This is a genomic window from Thermus sp., assembly GCF_056332225.1.
On sequence record NZ_JBWGQW010000039.1, the window covers coordinates 1 to 14903 of the forward strand.

The 14903-nt window shown below is 69.4% G+C and carries 14 protein-coding genes; 3 read left to right on the forward strand and 11 right to left on the reverse strand.

The window, feature by feature from the left end; translation table 11 throughout:
• The coding region (locus AC01Y6_RS07670; RefSeq protein WP_476670981.1) for an HflX-like GTP-binding protein at window positions 1–1013 on the reverse strand (1013 nt) is incomplete at its 3' end.
• On the opposite strand from AC01Y6_RS07670, the gene AC01Y6_RS07675 reads away from it, so the two are divergent.
• Window positions 1013–1627, forward strand: coding sequence for a YdcF family protein (locus AC01Y6_RS07675; protein ID WP_428719544.1), 615 nt, complete (start codon window positions 1013–1015; stop codon window positions 1625–1627). The genes AC01Y6_RS07670 and AC01Y6_RS07675 overlap by 1 nt on opposite strands.
• Here the strand turns inward: AC01Y6_RS07675 and AC01Y6_RS07680 are convergent.
• The 3 genes from AC01Y6_RS07680 to AC01Y6_RS07690 are packed head-to-tail and all read right to left on the reverse strand — an operon-like array spanning window position 1551 to window position 3482.
• A complete protein-coding gene (locus tag AC01Y6_RS07680) occupies window positions 1551–2021 on the reverse strand; it encodes a DivIVA domain-containing protein (protein WP_428719545.1) in 471 nt (156 codons plus the stop codon). The genes AC01Y6_RS07675 and AC01Y6_RS07680 overlap by 77 nt on opposite strands.
• Window positions 2022–2028: 7 nt before the next feature.
• The gene (locus AC01Y6_RS07685) at window positions 2029–2664 is read right to left on the reverse strand and encodes a YggS family pyridoxal phosphate-dependent enzyme (protein WP_476670982.1); all 636 of its coding nucleotides are present in this window, start codon (window positions 2662–2664) and stop codon (window positions 2029–2031) included.
• Window positions 2664–3482 (reverse strand): purine-nucleoside phosphorylase, encoded by an 819-nt coding sequence (locus tag AC01Y6_RS07690; protein ID WP_476670983.1) that lies wholly within the window; start codon window positions 3480–3482, stop codon window positions 2664–2666. Before AC01Y6_RS07690 ends, AC01Y6_RS07685 begins: the two co-directional genes overlap by 1 nt.
• Before the next feature lie 56 nt (window positions 3483–3538).
• Between AC01Y6_RS07690 and AC01Y6_RS07695 the strand changes: the two genes are divergently transcribed.
• Window positions 3539–6004, forward strand: a complete 2466-nt coding sequence (locus tag AC01Y6_RS07695; protein ID WP_476670984.1) for a BamA/OMP85 family outer membrane protein — start codon at window positions 3539–3541, stop codon at window positions 6002–6004.
• 164 nt (window positions 6005–6168) lie between these two features.
• Here AC01Y6_RS07695 and rpsP read toward each other — a convergent pair whose 3' ends face one another.
• Both rpsP and ffh read right to left on the reverse strand, forming a co-directional pair.
• The gene (gene rpsP, locus AC01Y6_RS07700; RefSeq protein WP_347240689.1) at window positions 6169–6423 is read right to left on the reverse strand and encodes a 30S ribosomal protein S16; all 255 of its coding nucleotides are present in this window, start codon (window positions 6421–6423) and stop codon (window positions 6169–6171) included.
• 7 nt (window positions 6424–6430) lie between these two features.
• Window positions 6431–7732: a signal recognition particle protein gene (ffh, locus tag AC01Y6_RS07705; RefSeq protein WP_428719578.1), complete on the reverse strand. Its 1302-nt coding sequence runs from the start codon at window positions 7730–7732 to the stop codon at window positions 6431–6433.
• Between the two features lie 207 nt (window positions 7733–7939).
• Here ffh and mgtE point away from each other — a divergent pair, with 207 nt between their 5' ends.
• Window positions 7940–9289, forward strand: coding sequence for a magnesium transporter (gene mgtE, locus AC01Y6_RS07710; protein ID WP_428722039.1), 1350 nt, complete (start codon window positions 7940–7942; stop codon window positions 9287–9289).
• A 166-nt stretch (window positions 9290–9455) separates the two neighbouring features.
• On the opposite strand, the gene queA is transcribed toward mgtE, so the two are convergent.
• The 5 genes from queA to AC01Y6_RS07735 form a co-directional block, all read right to left on the reverse strand.
• Entirely contained in the window at window positions 9456–10493 is a 1038-nt protein-coding gene (gene queA, locus AC01Y6_RS07715; RefSeq protein WP_476670986.1) for a tRNA preQ1(34) S-adenosylmethionine ribosyltransferase-isomerase QueA, read from the reverse strand.
• Between the two features lie 2 nt (window positions 10494–10495).
• Window positions 10496–11035, reverse strand: a complete 540-nt coding sequence (locus AC01Y6_RS07720; RefSeq protein ID WP_428716419.1) for a LabA-like NYN domain-containing protein — start codon at window positions 11033–11035, stop codon at window positions 10496–10498.
• 11 nt (window positions 11036–11046) lie between these two features.
• Window positions 11047–13620 carry a phosphoenolpyruvate carboxylase gene (locus AC01Y6_RS07725; protein ID WP_476670988.1) on the reverse strand — a complete coding sequence of 858 codons (2574 nt, stop codon included), beginning with the start codon at window positions 13618–13620 and terminating at the stop codon, window positions 11047–11049.
• Window positions 13617–14375: a TIGR00282 family metallophosphoesterase gene (locus AC01Y6_RS07730; protein WP_347240694.1), complete on the reverse strand. Its 759-nt coding sequence runs from the start codon at window positions 14373–14375 to the stop codon at window positions 13617–13619. The genes AC01Y6_RS07725 and AC01Y6_RS07730 overlap by 4 nt, the downstream gene beginning before the upstream one ends.
• A gap of 198 nt (window positions 14376–14573) precedes the next feature.
• Window positions 14574–14903, reverse strand: a 330-nt coding sequence (locus AC01Y6_RS07735; protein ID WP_476670990.1) for a hypothetical protein, incomplete at its 5' end; no start/stop codon positions are given.

Consider the following 14903-nt stretch of genomic DNA (forward strand, 5'->3'; position numbering starts at 1 on the left):
AGCTTGGTCTCCCCTGGGCCCCGGGTGCCGATGCCGCCCCCCAGGCGGCTCATCTCCTTCCCTTTCCCCACCAGGCGGGGGAGGAGGTAGCGGAGCTGGGCCAGCTCCACCTGGGCCTGGGCCTCGGGGGTCTTGGCGTGGAGGGCGAAGATGTCCAGGATGAGCTGGGTCCGGTCCAAGACCTTGAGGCCCGTGACCCGCTCAATCTCCCGGGCCTGGGCCGGGGAGAGCTCCAGGCCGAAGATGAGGGTGGAGGCGTTCTCGTGGTAGGCGAGGCTTTTGAGCTCCTCCAGCTTGCCGAGGCCCACCAGGTAGCGGGGGTCCAGGCCTGGCCGGAAGACCAGGACCCGCTTCACCGGCACCCCCCCGGCGGTGCGGGTGAGCTCGGCGAGCTCCTTGAGGCCGGCCTCCGCCTCGGGGCCCTCCCCCGTGTCCACCCCTACCAGGATGGCCCTTTCGCCGCTCCCGTCCAGAAGCTCCCTCACCCGGGCCTGGCGGGAAAGCTCCTCCTCCAGGGCCTCCACCTCGGCCCTCAGGTCCAGGTCCAGGTACTGGAAGTAGGGCCTGGGGGGAAGGAGGCGCCAGTCCTCCTCCGCCGCCTTGGGGGGGGAGAGGAAGGCCAGGTGCAGGGTGGTGGGCTGGCCCCCCTCCACCTCCAGGGCCGCTAGGCTGTCCAGGCGGTGGAGGAAGAGAACGGAGAGGTCGGGCCGGGAAAGCCCCCCCGGGGAGAGGTGGGTGTGGAGGAGGCGGAAGCCGGAAAGCCGCCGCTCCGCCCTCGCCCCTTCCGGGATGGGGAGGTCCTTGGCGTCCCCCACGCCCACCCGCACCACCCGCCCGCCCCGGTCCAGGAGGAGGGCGATGGGCCGGTGGATCTCCTGGGATAGCCCCGCCAGGGTCTGGGCGAGCTCCGGGGTCAGCACCCGCTCGGGCGGCAGCCGCCTGCGGTAAAGGTTGGAAAGCCTTTTGAGGTCGCTTTTCCTGAGCCCCTCCGTCTTCCCGTAGATCTTCTCCAATGCCCTCTCAGTATACCAAAAGGCCCGGTTGCCCTAGAGTGGGGGGCGTGCGGGGCCTCGCTCTCCTCGCCCTTTTCGCCCTGGCCTGGGCCCAGGAACCCTACGCCTGGATCGTGGTCCTGGGGGCGGCCCAGTACGGGGGCAAGCCCTCCCCGGCCCTGGAGCGGCGCCTCGAGGCCGCCCTCGCCCTCTACCAAAGGGGCCTCGCCCCGAGGATCGCCGTGGCCGGGGGAAAGGCCCCGGGGGACCGGGAGAGCGAGGGAGAGGTAGGATGCCGCTACCTCCGGGAACGGGGCATCCCCCAGGAAGCCCTCCTCTGCGAGACCCAAAGCCAGTCCACCTACGAGAACCTCCTCTTCCTCAAGCCCTCCCTCCGGGGGCGGGTCCTCTTGGTCACCGACGCCCCCCACCTCCCCCGGGCCCTCTTCCTGGCCCGGCTTCTGGGGCTCCGGGCCGAGGGGTGCCCTGTCCCCGGGGAGTACGCCCCGGCCTACTGGCTCCGGGAGGCCCTCTACCGCCTCTGGCTCTACCTGGGGCTCAGGCCCCTTCCCCGCCTAGGCGCTCCGCCTCAAGCCGCGCTACGGCCTCCAGGTAGCCCTGGAGGAGGGCCTTAAGCTGGCCGAGGACGAGGGCCTTCTCCTGGCGGGCCTGCTCAATCTCCCCCCGGAGGCGCCGGAGCTCCTCCGCGGCTTCCCGAAGCACCTGCTCCTTGGCCGCGAGGGCCTCCTTGCGGATGAGCTCCGCCTCCTTTTCCGCCTGGGCCTTGAGCTCCCGGGCGATCCTCTCCGCGGCCACCACCGCCCGCTTGAGCTCCCCTTCCGTCTCCTTCAGGCGGGCCACCTCCTCCTCCAAGGCCTTTAGGCGCTCCTTCAGGGCCTCGTTCTCCCCGATGAGGCCCTCCATCACCTCCGCCACCCGGGCGAGGTAGGCCCGCACCGCCTCCTTCCGGTAGCCGCGAAGCCCGGTGGGGAACTCCTGGTAGCGAACGTCCAAGGGGGTCAGGTCCATGTGCCCCTCAGTCTACAAAGAGGGCCCGGCCCACCCGCACGAAGGTGGCCCCCTCCTCCACCGCCCACTCGTAATCGTCAGACATGCCCATGGAGCGTTCGGGAAGGCCGTAGCGGTCGGCGAGCTCCGAAAGCCTCCGGAAGATGGGGCGCACCACCCCTTCCGGGCCCATGGGGGGCACGGTCATGAGGCCCAGGACCTCGAGGTGGGGCATCTCCCGCACCCGGGCCACGGCCTCGGGGAGCTCCTCCTCCAGGAAGCCGTGCTTCTGGGGCTCCCGGCCAAGGTTCACCTCCAGGAGCACCTTAAGCCGCACCCCCGCCTTCTCCCCCACCCGCTCCAGGGCCTCCGCCAGGCGCAGGGAGTCCAGGGAGTGGACGAGGGCGAAGCGGGGGGCGAACTTGGCCTTGTTGCGCTGGAGGGGGCCCACCAGGTGCCATTCCGCCTGGAGAAGGTCCATCTTCTTCAGGGCTTCCTGGACCCGGCTCTCCCCCAAGGGAAAGGCGCCGTGGGCCAGGACCTTGGCCTGGATCTCCTCCACCGAGCGCCCCTTGGTCACCGCCACCAGGCGCACCTCCTCAGGGTCCCTCCCCGCGCGGCGGCAGGCCCTTTCTATGCGCTCTAGGACCTGGGGAAGCCCCATCAGAGCTCGGCGAGGATCCCCCGCACGAAGCGGCGGAAGACGGGGCCCGTTTCGGCGGCCACCCGGAGCACCTCCTCCTCGGTGGCGTGGTGCTCCCTTTCGGGCACCGCCATGTCGGTGATGGTGGAAAGCCCGAGGACCCTGGCCCCGAGGTGCCTCAGGGCGATGACCTCGGGCACGGTGGACATGCCGATGGCGTCGGCTCCGAGCTCCCGGAGCATCCTGAGCTCGGCCCGGCTGGCGAAGGAGGGCCCAAGGAACCAGGCGTAGACCCCCTCAAAGAGGTGGAGGTCCTGCCTGCGGGCCACCTTCCGGGCAAGCTCTATGAGCCCCGGGTCGTAGGCCCCGAACATCACGGGGAAGCGGGGGCCAAGCCGCTCGTCGTTTGGGCCCCTTAGGGGGTTCGCCCCGGCGAAGTTGATGTAGTCCAGGTGGAGCATGATCCCGCCCGCGCGGAAGCGGGGGTTGAGGCCCCCCGCCGCCGAGGTGAGGAGGAAGGTCCTGGCCCCCAGGAAAAACCCCACCCGCACCGGGAAGACCACCTCCTCGGCGGAGTAGCCCTCGTAGTAGTGGACCCGGCCCTGGTAGACCAGGACCCGCTTGCCCTCGAGGTGCCCTAGGACGAGCCTCCCCGCGTGCCCCGGGGCGGTGGAAAGGGGGAAGTGGGGGATCTCCCCGTAGGGGATCTCCGCCACCCTCTCCACCTCCTCGGCCAAAGGCCCAAGGCCCGATCCCAGGACCACGGCCACCTCGGGGAGGAAGTCGGTCCTGGACCGGATGGCCGCCACGGCCTCCTGGATTTTCTCGTAGACCCCCATACCCAGAGCATTCTACTCTCACCGCCCCTTCACGCCCTTTGGGTAAGCTCTTGGCCATGAAACGCCTTTTGGCCTTTGCCCTCTTGGGCCTTCTGGCCCTGGCCGCCCCCATTAAAGAAGTGGTCGTAGAAGGAGGCGACCCCGTGCTCCAGGCCCTGGCCCGGGCCGCCCTGCCCTTCGGGGAAGGGGACGAGCCGGGCGACCTCGAGGCCGCCCGCCAGGCCCTCCTGGCCACGGGTTATTTCCGGGAGGTGGAGGTGCGCCTGGAAGGAGAGGTCCTTAGGGTGCGCCTCGTCCCCTACCCCCCCATCGCCGAGGTGCGGGTGGAGGCCAAGGCCTTCCCCGAGGCCACCCTCCTCCGCTTCCTGGAAGAGAACTTCGCCATCGGCAAGGAGGCCACCTACAACCCCCTAAGGGCCCAGGAGGCCGCCCAGGGCCTCTCCCGGGCCTACCGCCAAAACGGCTTCCCCTTCACCCCCAAGGTGGAGGTGGAGGCCAAGGAGGTGGGGGGAAAGATGGCCCTCACCTTCCGGGTGGCCGAGGCCCCCGAGGTGAAGGCGGTGCGCCTCGAGGGGGCCACCCTCCTCCCCGAGGGGGAGCTTTTCGGGCTCCTCGAGCCCCTGAAAGGCCCCTTTGACTTCGCCAAGTACCAGGAGGCCCTAAGGGGCATCGCCGGCCGCTACGAGGCGGCGGGCTACCGCTTTAGCGGCCCCGACCTCGAGGCCTCCGCCCTGGAGGAGGGCGTCCTCACCGTGCGGGTGCGGGAGCTCAAGGTGGCGAGGGTAGAGGGGGAGGGCCTGGACCTAGGGGACTTCCCCTTGAAGCCCGGGGACTACCTGAACTACTCCAAGCTCCTGGAGGGGGTTCAGGCCCTTTCCCGGAAGCTTTCCCGGGTGGTGGACTTCGCCCTCCTCCCCGAGGGGGACCAGGTGGTGGTGCGCCTCTCCCCGGGCCTCGAGGGGGGGAGGATCGCGCGGGTGGAGCTCACCGGGAACACCGCCTTCCCCACGGAAGAGCTCCTCGCCCTCCTCCGCCTCAAGCCCGGGGAGGTCTACACCCCTCTCCTGGCCCAGGAGGACGCCCGGCGCCTCGCGGGCTTCTACCAGGAGAAGGGCTACGAGGTGGCCGACGTGCGCTTTGGCTTCCAGGAGGGGGTCTACCGCCTCGAGGTGGTGGAGCTCAAGATCGGGGGCTACCGCCTGGAGTGGCAGGGGGGCCACCGCACCCAGGAGGAGGTGATCCTAAGGGAGCTCCCCAAGCCGGGAAGCCTCTTCAGCGTCCCCGAGCTCCGCAGGGCCATGGCCCGCCTCCTCGCCACGGGGCTCCTCGCCGAACCGCCCCGGGTCTCCCTGGCCCCCTCGGAAAAGCCGGGAGAGGTGGTGGTGGTCCTGGGGCTCAAGGAGGCGAGGACCGGCCTCTTCCAGCCGGCCCTCGGCTGGAGCTCCCTGGAGGGGTGGTCGGGGAGCGTCTCCTTCAAGGAGACCAACCTCTTCGGCCTCGCCCACCAGGTGAGCCTGGACCTGGCCTTCGTGCAGAACGAGGCCCGGGACAACCTCTCCCTCTCCGCCGCCTACACCATCCCCTGGCTCTACCTGGATTTCGCCGACCTCAAGGAGGTGCGCACGGGCCTCTCCGTAAGCCTCTTCTCCACCCCCATCGGCAACAACAAGCTCCTCCAGGGCACCACCGACACCGGCTGGGAGTACACGGAGCGCCGCACGGGCTTTGGCTTCAGCCTCTCCCGGCCCTTCTCCAAGGAGCTGGAAAACCTCCGCCTCTCCTTGGGGCTTTCCGCCCGGCGCTCCACCTTTCTCCTGGAGGTCTACGACCCCAACGCCCCTTGCGACCCCAGCGTGACCGACACCTCGAGTCCCAAGTACTGCGACGGCACCGGCTACAAGAACCCCTCCCTGGCCCAAAGCCTCCTCCCCACCCCCGGCTGGACGGTGCGCCTGGACACCACCTTCGCCTACCTGGACGTGGACGACCCCCGCTTCCGCACCCAGGGCTACGAGGCGAGCCTCGCCACCGGCCTCGGCCTCTCCCTGCCCGACACGGGGGGCCGGAGCTTCTTCGTGCCCTTGGTGGCCACGGGCAAGACCTACCTGGCCCTGGACCCGGAGAGGCGCCAGGCCCTGGCCTTCCGGCTCTCCGCGGGCACCCTCCTGGGCTACCCGCCGGAAAGCGAGCGCTTCTACCTCTCCGGGGGCGGCGCGGAGGCCTTCCTCCTCCGGGGCTACGAGGACCGGAAGTACGGGGGCCTCTCCTTCGCCACGGGGAGCCTGGAGTACCGCTACGACTTCCGCCTCTCCCCCCAGGGGGGGACCAACCTCTACGGCATCGTCTTCACCGACCTCGGCCTCGCCGACAACACCGGGGGGGTGAAGTGGGGGGCGGGCATCGGCTTCCAGCTGGACCTGGACGTCTTCGGGGCCCTCCTCCCCTCCTTGAGGCTGGACTACGCCTTCAGCCCCGAAAGCCCCACGGGAAGGCTTCACTTCCGCATCGGGCCCATGTTCTAATACCCCCCCATGCTGGCGTAAGCCAGCATGGGGGCCCCGGGAAAGGAGGCAAAGAGAAGCCTTTTGGCCTTGGCATAGGGCGAAGGATGCGCGCCAAAAGGGCATAAGTACCCCACCGCGGCAAAAGCCGCGGTGGGGGCCCCATGCGGGGCCAAGGGGTGGGATTAGCCCTCCTGCCGGAAGACCCCCGCCTGCCGGAGAAGCCTCCGGGCGGTATCCGTGGGCTGGGCCCCCACGGAAAGCCAGTAGCGGGCCCGCTCCACGTCCACCTTGAGCCAGTCGGGCGTGGTCTTGCGGGGATCGTAGTAGCCGATCTTCTCAATGTAGGCCCCGTCCCGCTTCCTGCGGGCATCGGTGACCACGATGCGGTAATGGGGGTTGTGCTTGGAGCCGAACCGAGAAAGCCTGATCTTGACCATGCCGTTCCTACCTCCTGAAGATTCCCATGAGTCCCCGGCCCTTTTGCTTTTCCAGGGACTTCATCAGGGCCTTGACCTCCTCAAACGCCTTGATAAAGCGGTTGAGCTCCTGCACGGTGGTGCCGCTTCCCCGGGCGATGCGCCTGCGCCTCGAGGCGTTGAGGATGCGGGGGTTTTTGCGCTCCTCGGGGGTCATGGAGAGGACCATGGCCTCCAGGCGCTTCAGGGCCCGGTCGTCCACCCCTAGCCCCTGGGGGAGGGCCCGGCCCAAGGGGAGCATCCTTAGGACCTCGGAAAAGGGGCCCAGGCGCTTGAGGTTCTGCATCTGCTTGAGGAAGTCCTCCAGGGTGAGCTCCTTGGCCGCCTTGGGGGCCTCGGCCTCGAGGCCCGCCTCCCGCACCCTTTCCGCCAGGGTGGCCACGTCCCCCATGCCCAGGATGCGGCCCGCCAGGCGGTCGGGGTAGAAGGGCTCGAGGCCCTCGGGCTTCTCCGAAACCCCGGCGAAGTAGATGGGCTTGCCGGTGACGTGCCGGGCGGAAAGGGCCGCCCCGCCCCGGGCGTCCCCGTCCAGCTTGGTGAGGACCAGGCCCGTGACCCCCACCTTCTCGTCAAAGGCCCGGGCCACGGAGAGGGCCTCCTGGCCGGTCATGGCGTCCAGGACCAGGAGGACCTCATCGGGGCGCATGGCCTCCTTAAGGCGGGCAAGCTCCGCCATGAGGGGCTCGTCTATCTGCAGGCGGCCCGCGGTGTCCACCAGGATTAGGTCGCGCGCCCCAAGCCTAGCCTCCTCCTCCACCCGGCGGCGGATGGACTCCGGGGGCTCCCCGTCCCGCACCTCCAGGACCGGCACCCCGACCCTCTCCCCCAGGACCCTTAGCTGCTCCCGGGCGGCGGGGCGCTGGGTGTCGGCGGCCACCAGGAGGGGGCGGCGCCCCTTGCCCTTGTAGTGGAGGGCGAGCTTGGCGGCGGTGGTGGTCTTGCCCGAACCCTGAAGCCCCACCAGGAACCAGAGGTTCCTTTCCTTGAGGAGGGGCTGGCGGACCTCGCCCCCCAGGGCCTCCTTTAGGGCCTCGTACACCGTGGCCAGGATGACCTCGGCCGGGGTCAGGCTCTCCAGGACCCTCTGGCCCAGGGCCCTTTCCCGCACCCTATCCACGAACTCCCGGGCCACCTCCCAGTGGACGTCGGCGTCCATGAGGGCGCGGCGGATCTCCCGCAGGGTGGACCTCAGGTCCTCCTCGGAGATCCGCCCCCGGCCGCGGAGCCGGTCTATGGCCTCTTGCAGTCGCGCCGAAAGCTGCCCGAACATGCCCCTCCTGGCCCTAAGGCCGGGCCTCAGCATAGGGCACCCCCCTTGAGCGTGTCAACCGCAATTTTTCGCACATTTCTAGTGGGCGTAGTTGACGGGAAGGTCCCCTCCCCCTAGGCTAGAAAAGGTATGCGAGAGGCGTTGCCCTCGAGTCCCAGGCCCTGAAGGCCGCCTCCGGGCGGCCTTCGGCGAGAAAGGAGGCCGCCCGTGGAGACCACCCTTTCCCCCCTGCTCCAAGCCCTAGAGGAAGGCGACACCCTGACCCTCAAGCGCCTCCTGGAGGACGTCCACCCCCAGGACCTCCTTTCCCTTTGGGACGAGCTCAAGGGAGAGCACCGCTACGTCCTCCTCACCCTCCTCCCCAAGGACAAGGCCGCCGAGGTCTTCGCCAACCTCCCCCCTGAGGCCCAGGCGGAGTACCTCAAAACCCTCCCCCCCTGGCGGGTGCAGGAGCTTTTGGAGGAGCTCTCCCTGGACGACCTGGCGGACGCCCTCCAGGCGGTGGAGGAGGAGGACCCGGGGCTCGCCCGGAAGCTCAAGGAGGCCCTGGACCCCGAGACCCGGGCCGAGGTGGAGGAGCTCACCCGGTACGAGGAGGACGAGGCCGGCGGCCTCATGACCCCGGAGTACGTGGCGGTGCGGGAGGGGATGACCGTGGAGGAGGTCCTCCGCTTCCTGCGCCGGGCCGCTCCCGACGCCGAGACCATCTACTACCTCTACGTGGTGGACGAAAAGGGCCGCCTCAAGGGGGTGCTCTCCCTAAGGGACCTCATCGTGGCCGACCCCAGGACCAAGGTGGCGGAGATCCTGAACCCCAAGGTGGTCTACGTGCGCACGGACACGGACCAGGAGGAGGTGGCCCGCCTCATGGCCGATTACGACTTCACCGTGCTCCCGGTGGTGGACGAGGAAGGCCGCCTGGTGGGGATCGTCACCGTGGACGACGTCCTGGACGTCCTGGAGGCCGAGGCCACCGAGGACATCCACAAGCTCGGGGCCGTGGACGTGCCCGACCTCGTCTACAGCCAGGCGAGCCCCGTGGCCCTGTGGCTCGCCCGGGTGAGGTGGCTCGTGATCCTGATCCTCACGGGGATGATCACGAGTTCCATCCTCCAGGGGTTTGAGAGTGTCCTCGAGGCCGTGACCGCCCTGGCCTTCTACGTCCCCGTCCTCCTCGGCACCGGGGGAAACACCGGCAACCAGTCGGCCACCCTCATCATCCGCGCCCTCGCTACCCGCGACCTGGACCTCAAGGACTGGCGGCGGGTCTTCCTCAAGGAGGTGGGGGTGGGCCTCCTCCTCGGCCTTACCCTGAGCCTCCTCCTCCTGGGCAAGGTCTACTGGGACGGGCACCCCCTCCTCCTTCCCGTGGTGGGCGTGTCCTTGGTCCTCACCGTCTTCTTCGCCAACCTGGTGGGGGCCTTGCTCCCCTTCCTCCTGAGGCGGCTCGGCGTGGACCCGGCCTTGGTGTCCAACCCCCTCGTGGCCACCCTATCGGACGTCACGGGCCTCCTCATCTACCTCTCCGTGGCCCGCCTGCTTCTGGAGGCGGTATGAGGCTTCGGATGCGCGTGGAGTGGAGCCAGGGAAGCCCCTACCGCTACGCCTGGGAGGGCTTCGCTTTTTAGGCCAGGACCGCCCCGCCCCCGTTTGGGGCGATCCCCGAGCGCTGGCTTAGGGCCCTCCACCTGCGGGAGGAGATGGAGGCCCTGGCCCTCGCCCTCTACAGGACGAGCATGGCGTCCCCTAAGGAGTAGAAGCGGTAGCCCTCGGCCACGGCCAGGCGGTAGGCCTCCAGGGTGCGCTCCCGCCCCAAGAAAGCGGCCACCAGCATGAGGAGGGTGGAGCGGGGGAGGTGGAAGTTGGTGAAGAGGGCGTCAACGACCTTGAAGGCGTAGGGGGGGCGGATGAAAAGCCGCGTCTCCCCCTCGCCCGCCACCACGCCCTTCCCTTCCTGGTAGGCGCTCTCCAGGGCCCGGACCACCGTGGTCCCCACGGCAACCACCCGCCTCCCCTCCACCTTGGCCCGGTGGACGGCCTCCGCCACCTCCTCGGGGATCGCGTAGGGCTCGGCGTGCATCTCGTGCTTCTCGGGGTCCCCCTTCACCGGGCGGAAGGTGCCGGGGCCCACGTGGAGGGTGAGGAAGCGAAGTTCCACCCCCCTTTCCCGAAGCCTCTTAAGAAGGTCCGGGGTGAAGTGGAGCCCGGCGGTGGGGGCGGCCACGGACCCCGGGCGCCTGGCGTAGACCGTCTGGTAGCGCTCCATGGGGACCTTGGCCTTGATGTAGGGAGGAAGGGGCACCTCCCCCACCTCCTCCAGGTGGGCCAGGAGGTCCCCCTGGAAGCGGAGGAGCCGCACCCCGTCCCTTTCCACCGCCACCACCTCGGCCTGAAGGCCCGAAACCGGCTCCAGGTCCTTGGGGGAGAGGAGGAGAAGCCTCGTGCCGGGCGGGGCCTTCCGGGCGGGGCCCAAAAGGGCCTCCCAAAGCCCAGGGGAGCGCTCCCGCACCAGGAGGACCTCCACCCTGCCCCCCGTGGGCTTCCTCGCGAGAAGCCTCGCCGGGATCACCTTGCTCTCGTTGAAGACCAGGACGTCCCCGGGGCGCAAAAACTCGGGCAGGTCCCGCACCCTCCTGTGCGCCACCCGAAAGGGGCCATCCCGGTAGACCACCATCAGCCGGGCCATGTCCCGGGGCTCCACCCCCTCCTGGGCGATCCGCTCGGGGGGGAGGTGGTAGTCGTAGGCCTCGAGCCCTTCCATGCCTAGCGCTCGGAAGAGCGGGGCTCCATGAAGGGGTTCGGAATCTCGGGGAGGTGGGTGAAGCGGTCCACGGCGTCAATGAGCTTCTGGGCGGTGGTCTCCCGGAAGGCGATGACCTCCACCCTTATGCCCCGCTCCATGAGGACCTCGAGGATCTCCACGAAGTCCCCGTCCCCGCTTCCCAGGACCACCACGTCCAGGTAGGGCATGAGGCGCACCATGTCGGCGGCGATGCCCATGTCCCAGTTCCCCTCGTAGATGGGCTTCCCCCCCTCTCCCAGCTCCCTCACCGTGAGGTACATGCGCCGCACCCGGTAGCCGATGGTGGAGAGCTTGTAGATGAAGGGCCAGGCGGAGGTGTCCCCCTCCTTCTCCACCACGTAGGCCGTGGCCCGCACCAGGCGCCTCCCCCCTACGGCGTAGCGCAGGAGACTTTCAAAGTTCACGTTGCGCTCGTAGTAGTCCCGGGCGGAGTGGTAGAGGTTCTGGGTGTCCACGAAGACCCCAACCCGCTGGTCCTGGTGGTGGCCGAGGATCTCCATCGGCTCCCATCTTACCCCGCGTTCCTGAGGCCTGCCGCCACCCCGAGGAGGGAGAGGAGAAGGGCCCGCCTAAGCCCCTCGTCCTCCCTCCCCCCGGGGGCCCGGTAGCGGCGTAGAAGCTCCACCTGCACGATGTTGATGGGGTCCACGTAGGGGTTCCTGAGGCCGATCTGCCGCTCCAGGGTCTTCTGGTTGTGGAGGAGGGGGGCCTGGAAGACGGCCTCGAGGAGGGCCACCGTGGCTTCATACTCCCGGGCGATGCGGTGGAAGAGCCCGTGGAGGTTCTCGGGCACCAGGGAGAGGTAGAGCCGGGCCACCCCGAGGTCGGCCTTGGCCAGGGCCATGGCCGCGCTCTCCAGGGTGGTGGCGAAGAAGGGCCAGCCCCGGTACATCTCCCTAAGGAGGTCCAAGGGGAGGGCCTCCAGGGCGGAAAGCCCGTACCAGCCAGGGAGGAGGAGGCGCACCTGGGTCCAGGCCATGACCCAGGGGATGGCCCGGAGGTCGCCGATGTCCCGCACCCGGCCGTGGCGGTACACGGGACGGCTGGCGATGGGGAGCTCCCCTAGCTCCCTTATGGGCGTCAGGGCCTCAAAGAAGGGGAAAAACCCCTCCTCGCCGAGGAGGGCCCGGTAGACCCCCGTGCTCCTCGCTCCGGCCTCAAAGAGGGCCTCCCGCCACAGGGGCTTGGGCTCCACCCCGTCCCCCAGGGCGGCCTGGGCGAAGTGGAAGAGGAGCTGCTCCAGGTGGCGCACGGCAAGCTCGGGGTGGCCGTAGCGGTCCGCCAGGGCCTCCCCCTGCTCCGTGAGGCGGATCCTTCGCCCCACGCTTCTGGGCGGGAGGCTGGCGATGGCCCGGCCCGCGGGGCCCCCGCCCCTCGCCGTGGAGGTGCCCCGGCCGTGGAAAAAGAAAACCGGAAGCCCCGCCTCCTCCCCCACCCGGCTCAAGGCCTCCTGGGCCTCGTAAAGGGCCAGGTTGGCCATGAGGAAGCCCGCGTCCTTGTTGGAGTCGGAGTAGCCGATCATCACCTCCACCCCGCCCCGCCCCCGGGCGTGGGCCAGGAAGACGGGATTTCGGAGGAGGCGGCTCAAGACCTCCGGGGCCCGCTTCAGGTCCTCCAGGGTCTCAAAGAGGGGGACCACGTCAAAGGGGAGGGGCCTCCCCGGGCGGTAAAGGCCCACCTCCCGGGCGAGGAGAAAGACAGAGAGGAGGTCCGCCGGGTGGTGGGTCATGGAGACCACGTGGGCCCCCTTGTCCCTCCAGGCCCGGAAGGCCCCCAGGGCCACCCTCAGGGCCTCCCCCTCCGGGGCTTCCCCCACGGGGAGGAGGGGGCGGGCGGTCCTGAGCTCCTGGGTGAGGAGGTCTTCCTTCTCCTCCGGGGAAAGGGCGAGGAAGTCCGGGTGGACCCCGCCCACCCGGAGGAGTTCGGCCGCGGCCTCAAGAAGCCTCCCCGACTCTTCCCTTAGGTCCAGGGGAGCAAGCTCCAGGCCGAAGGCGGAAAGGCGGGCCTCCAGGGGGCGGAGGAAGCTTTCCACCACCCCCCCAAGGCCCAAGGACTCAAGCCCCGCCGCCGCCACCCGGAGGGCCCTTTCCACCTCCTCCGAGGTGGCCTCCCCGGCCTGGAGCCTCCGGTAGAGGGCGGCGAAGTGGCGCCGGTAGGGCTCCCCAAGGAAGCGCTCCACCCCCTTTCCGCCCTCCTGCACCTCCCGGGGGACGGGCACCCTCGCCCCGGAGAGGGAAAGGTCCCGCACCAGGCCCTCCAGGGCCTCCAAGAACTTCCCCTGGGCCACCTCCCGGGCGTAGCGCCCGGCGAAGGCCGTGACCTCGGGGGTGACGAAGGGGTTGCCGTCCCGGTCGCCCCCGATCCAGCTCCTAAAGCGCACGGGGCTCTTCAGGCGGGGCCTTTTCCCGTAGACCCGCTCCAGGGCGGCCTCGAGGCCCGCCACCACCCGGGGCACCGCCTCCCACAAGGTGGTGGGCAGGTAGTAAAGCCCCCCCTTGATCTCGTCCTCCACGCTGGGCCTGGCCTTGCGCACCTCCTCGGTGGCGTAGAGGAGGGCCACCCGGGCGGCGAGCCTTTCCCCATCCCCCGCCTCGAGCTCCCGTCCCAGGGCCTCGAGGTGGTGGCGCAGGGTGCGGCGCCGGGTCTCCGTGGGGTGAGCGGTGAAGGTGAGGAGGAGCTCCAGGCGGTTCAGGTGGGCCTCGGCCTCCTCCAGGGAAAGCCCCCGCTCCTTGAGCGTCTTGGCCAGGGCCAGGAAGCCCTCGGGCCTGGGGCTTTCCAGGGTCTCGGCCTGGGCCCTCAAGCGGTTCACCCGCACCCGGTGGCGCTCCTCCGCCAGGTTCACCAGGTGGAAGTAGTGGGTGAAGGCCCGCACCAGGGCCTCCGCCTCCTCGGCGGAAAGCCCCGCCACCCGGGCGAGAAGGGCCTCCCCCGCCTTCTCATCCCCCTGGCGGCGAGCCTTGGCGAGGGCCCGCACCTCCTCCACCAGGGCGAAGAAGCGCTCCCCCGAAAGGGCGCGGATGGCCTCCCCCAGAAGGCGGCCCAGGCGGTCCACCTCGGCGCGGAGGAGGTGAAAGGGCTCCTTCATGGCTCTTCCCAGACGTAGGGGCTTATGGAAAGGGGCCTTCCTCCCTCAAAGACGAGCTCCGTGGCGTGGAGGCGCGCCCTTCCCTGGGCGGGCCGGAAGGGCTGGGGTCGGCCCGTGAGGAAGCGGGCCAGGAAGGTCTCCACCTCCCCCCCGATGATGGACCGGTAGGTGCCGGTCATGCCCACGTCCGTCTGGTAGAGGGTCCCCTTGGGCAGGGGGGCGGCGTCCAGGGTGGGGACGTGGGTGTGGGTGCCGAGGACCGCCGAGGCCCGCCCGTCCAGGTAGTGGGCCAGGGCCATCTTCTCGCTGGTGGCCTCGGCGTGGACCTCCACCACCACGTAGTCCGCCCCCTCCTCCTCCAGGAGGCGGTCCAGGGCCCGGAAGGGGTCGTCCAGGGGCTCCATGAAGACCCGGCCCATGACCTGGGCGAAAAGGAGGGTCTCCCCGGCGGCCTCGAGGCGCCACCACCCCCGCCCTGGGGTGCCCGGGGGGTAGTTGAGGGGGCGCACGATGGGCTCCTTCTCCAAGAGCTCGTAGACCTCCTTGTGGTCCCAGGCGTGGTTGCCGAGGGAAACGAGGTCCACCCCGGCCTCCCGCAAAAGGCGGTAGCTTCTCCTGTCCAGGCCCTTGCCCTTGGCGGCGTTTTCCCCGTTGGCGATGACCAGGTCGTAGCGGTCGCGGATGTCCGGGAGGTGAAGGCTCACGGCCCGGAGGCCGGGCTCGGCCATCACGTCCCCGATGAAGAGAAGCCGCATGGGGGCATTATATGCCCCCTAAGGCCCCGCCTCAGCCCACCTTGATGTAGGCGTAGCCCTTGGCCTGGAGCTCGCCCAAGGCCCCCACCCCCGAGGGCACCCACTTGAGAGGCTGTCGTAAAAGCTCTCCGGGGCATGGCCCGCCGCTTGATGCCGTTCTCCAGGACCCAAGTTGCACGACAGCCTCTTTTCGCGCCCTCAGTCTTCCGCTACTCTAGCCATCTGCTCCATGAGTTCCCGGCTTATACCCGCCGCCTTGAGGAACTTTTCCTCCGTTTGGTAGATAAAATCCTCGAGCGCCAGCGCGTAGTTTAGAGCGGCCACTTTGACAAGGGCTCGCTCCAGCTTGAGCAACTGCTGCGGGTTGTCGGGGAACAGTTGGTTAAAAATACGCGTGAACTCATCGATCAAAATCAGATACTTTGCAGCCAGGGTAGACGGGGCGCACCTGTTCGTACACGGAGGCCAGATCGCTCCACGCGGAACCGACCTGCAGCAACCGAACCCAATCTTGGACCTGCTCCAGCT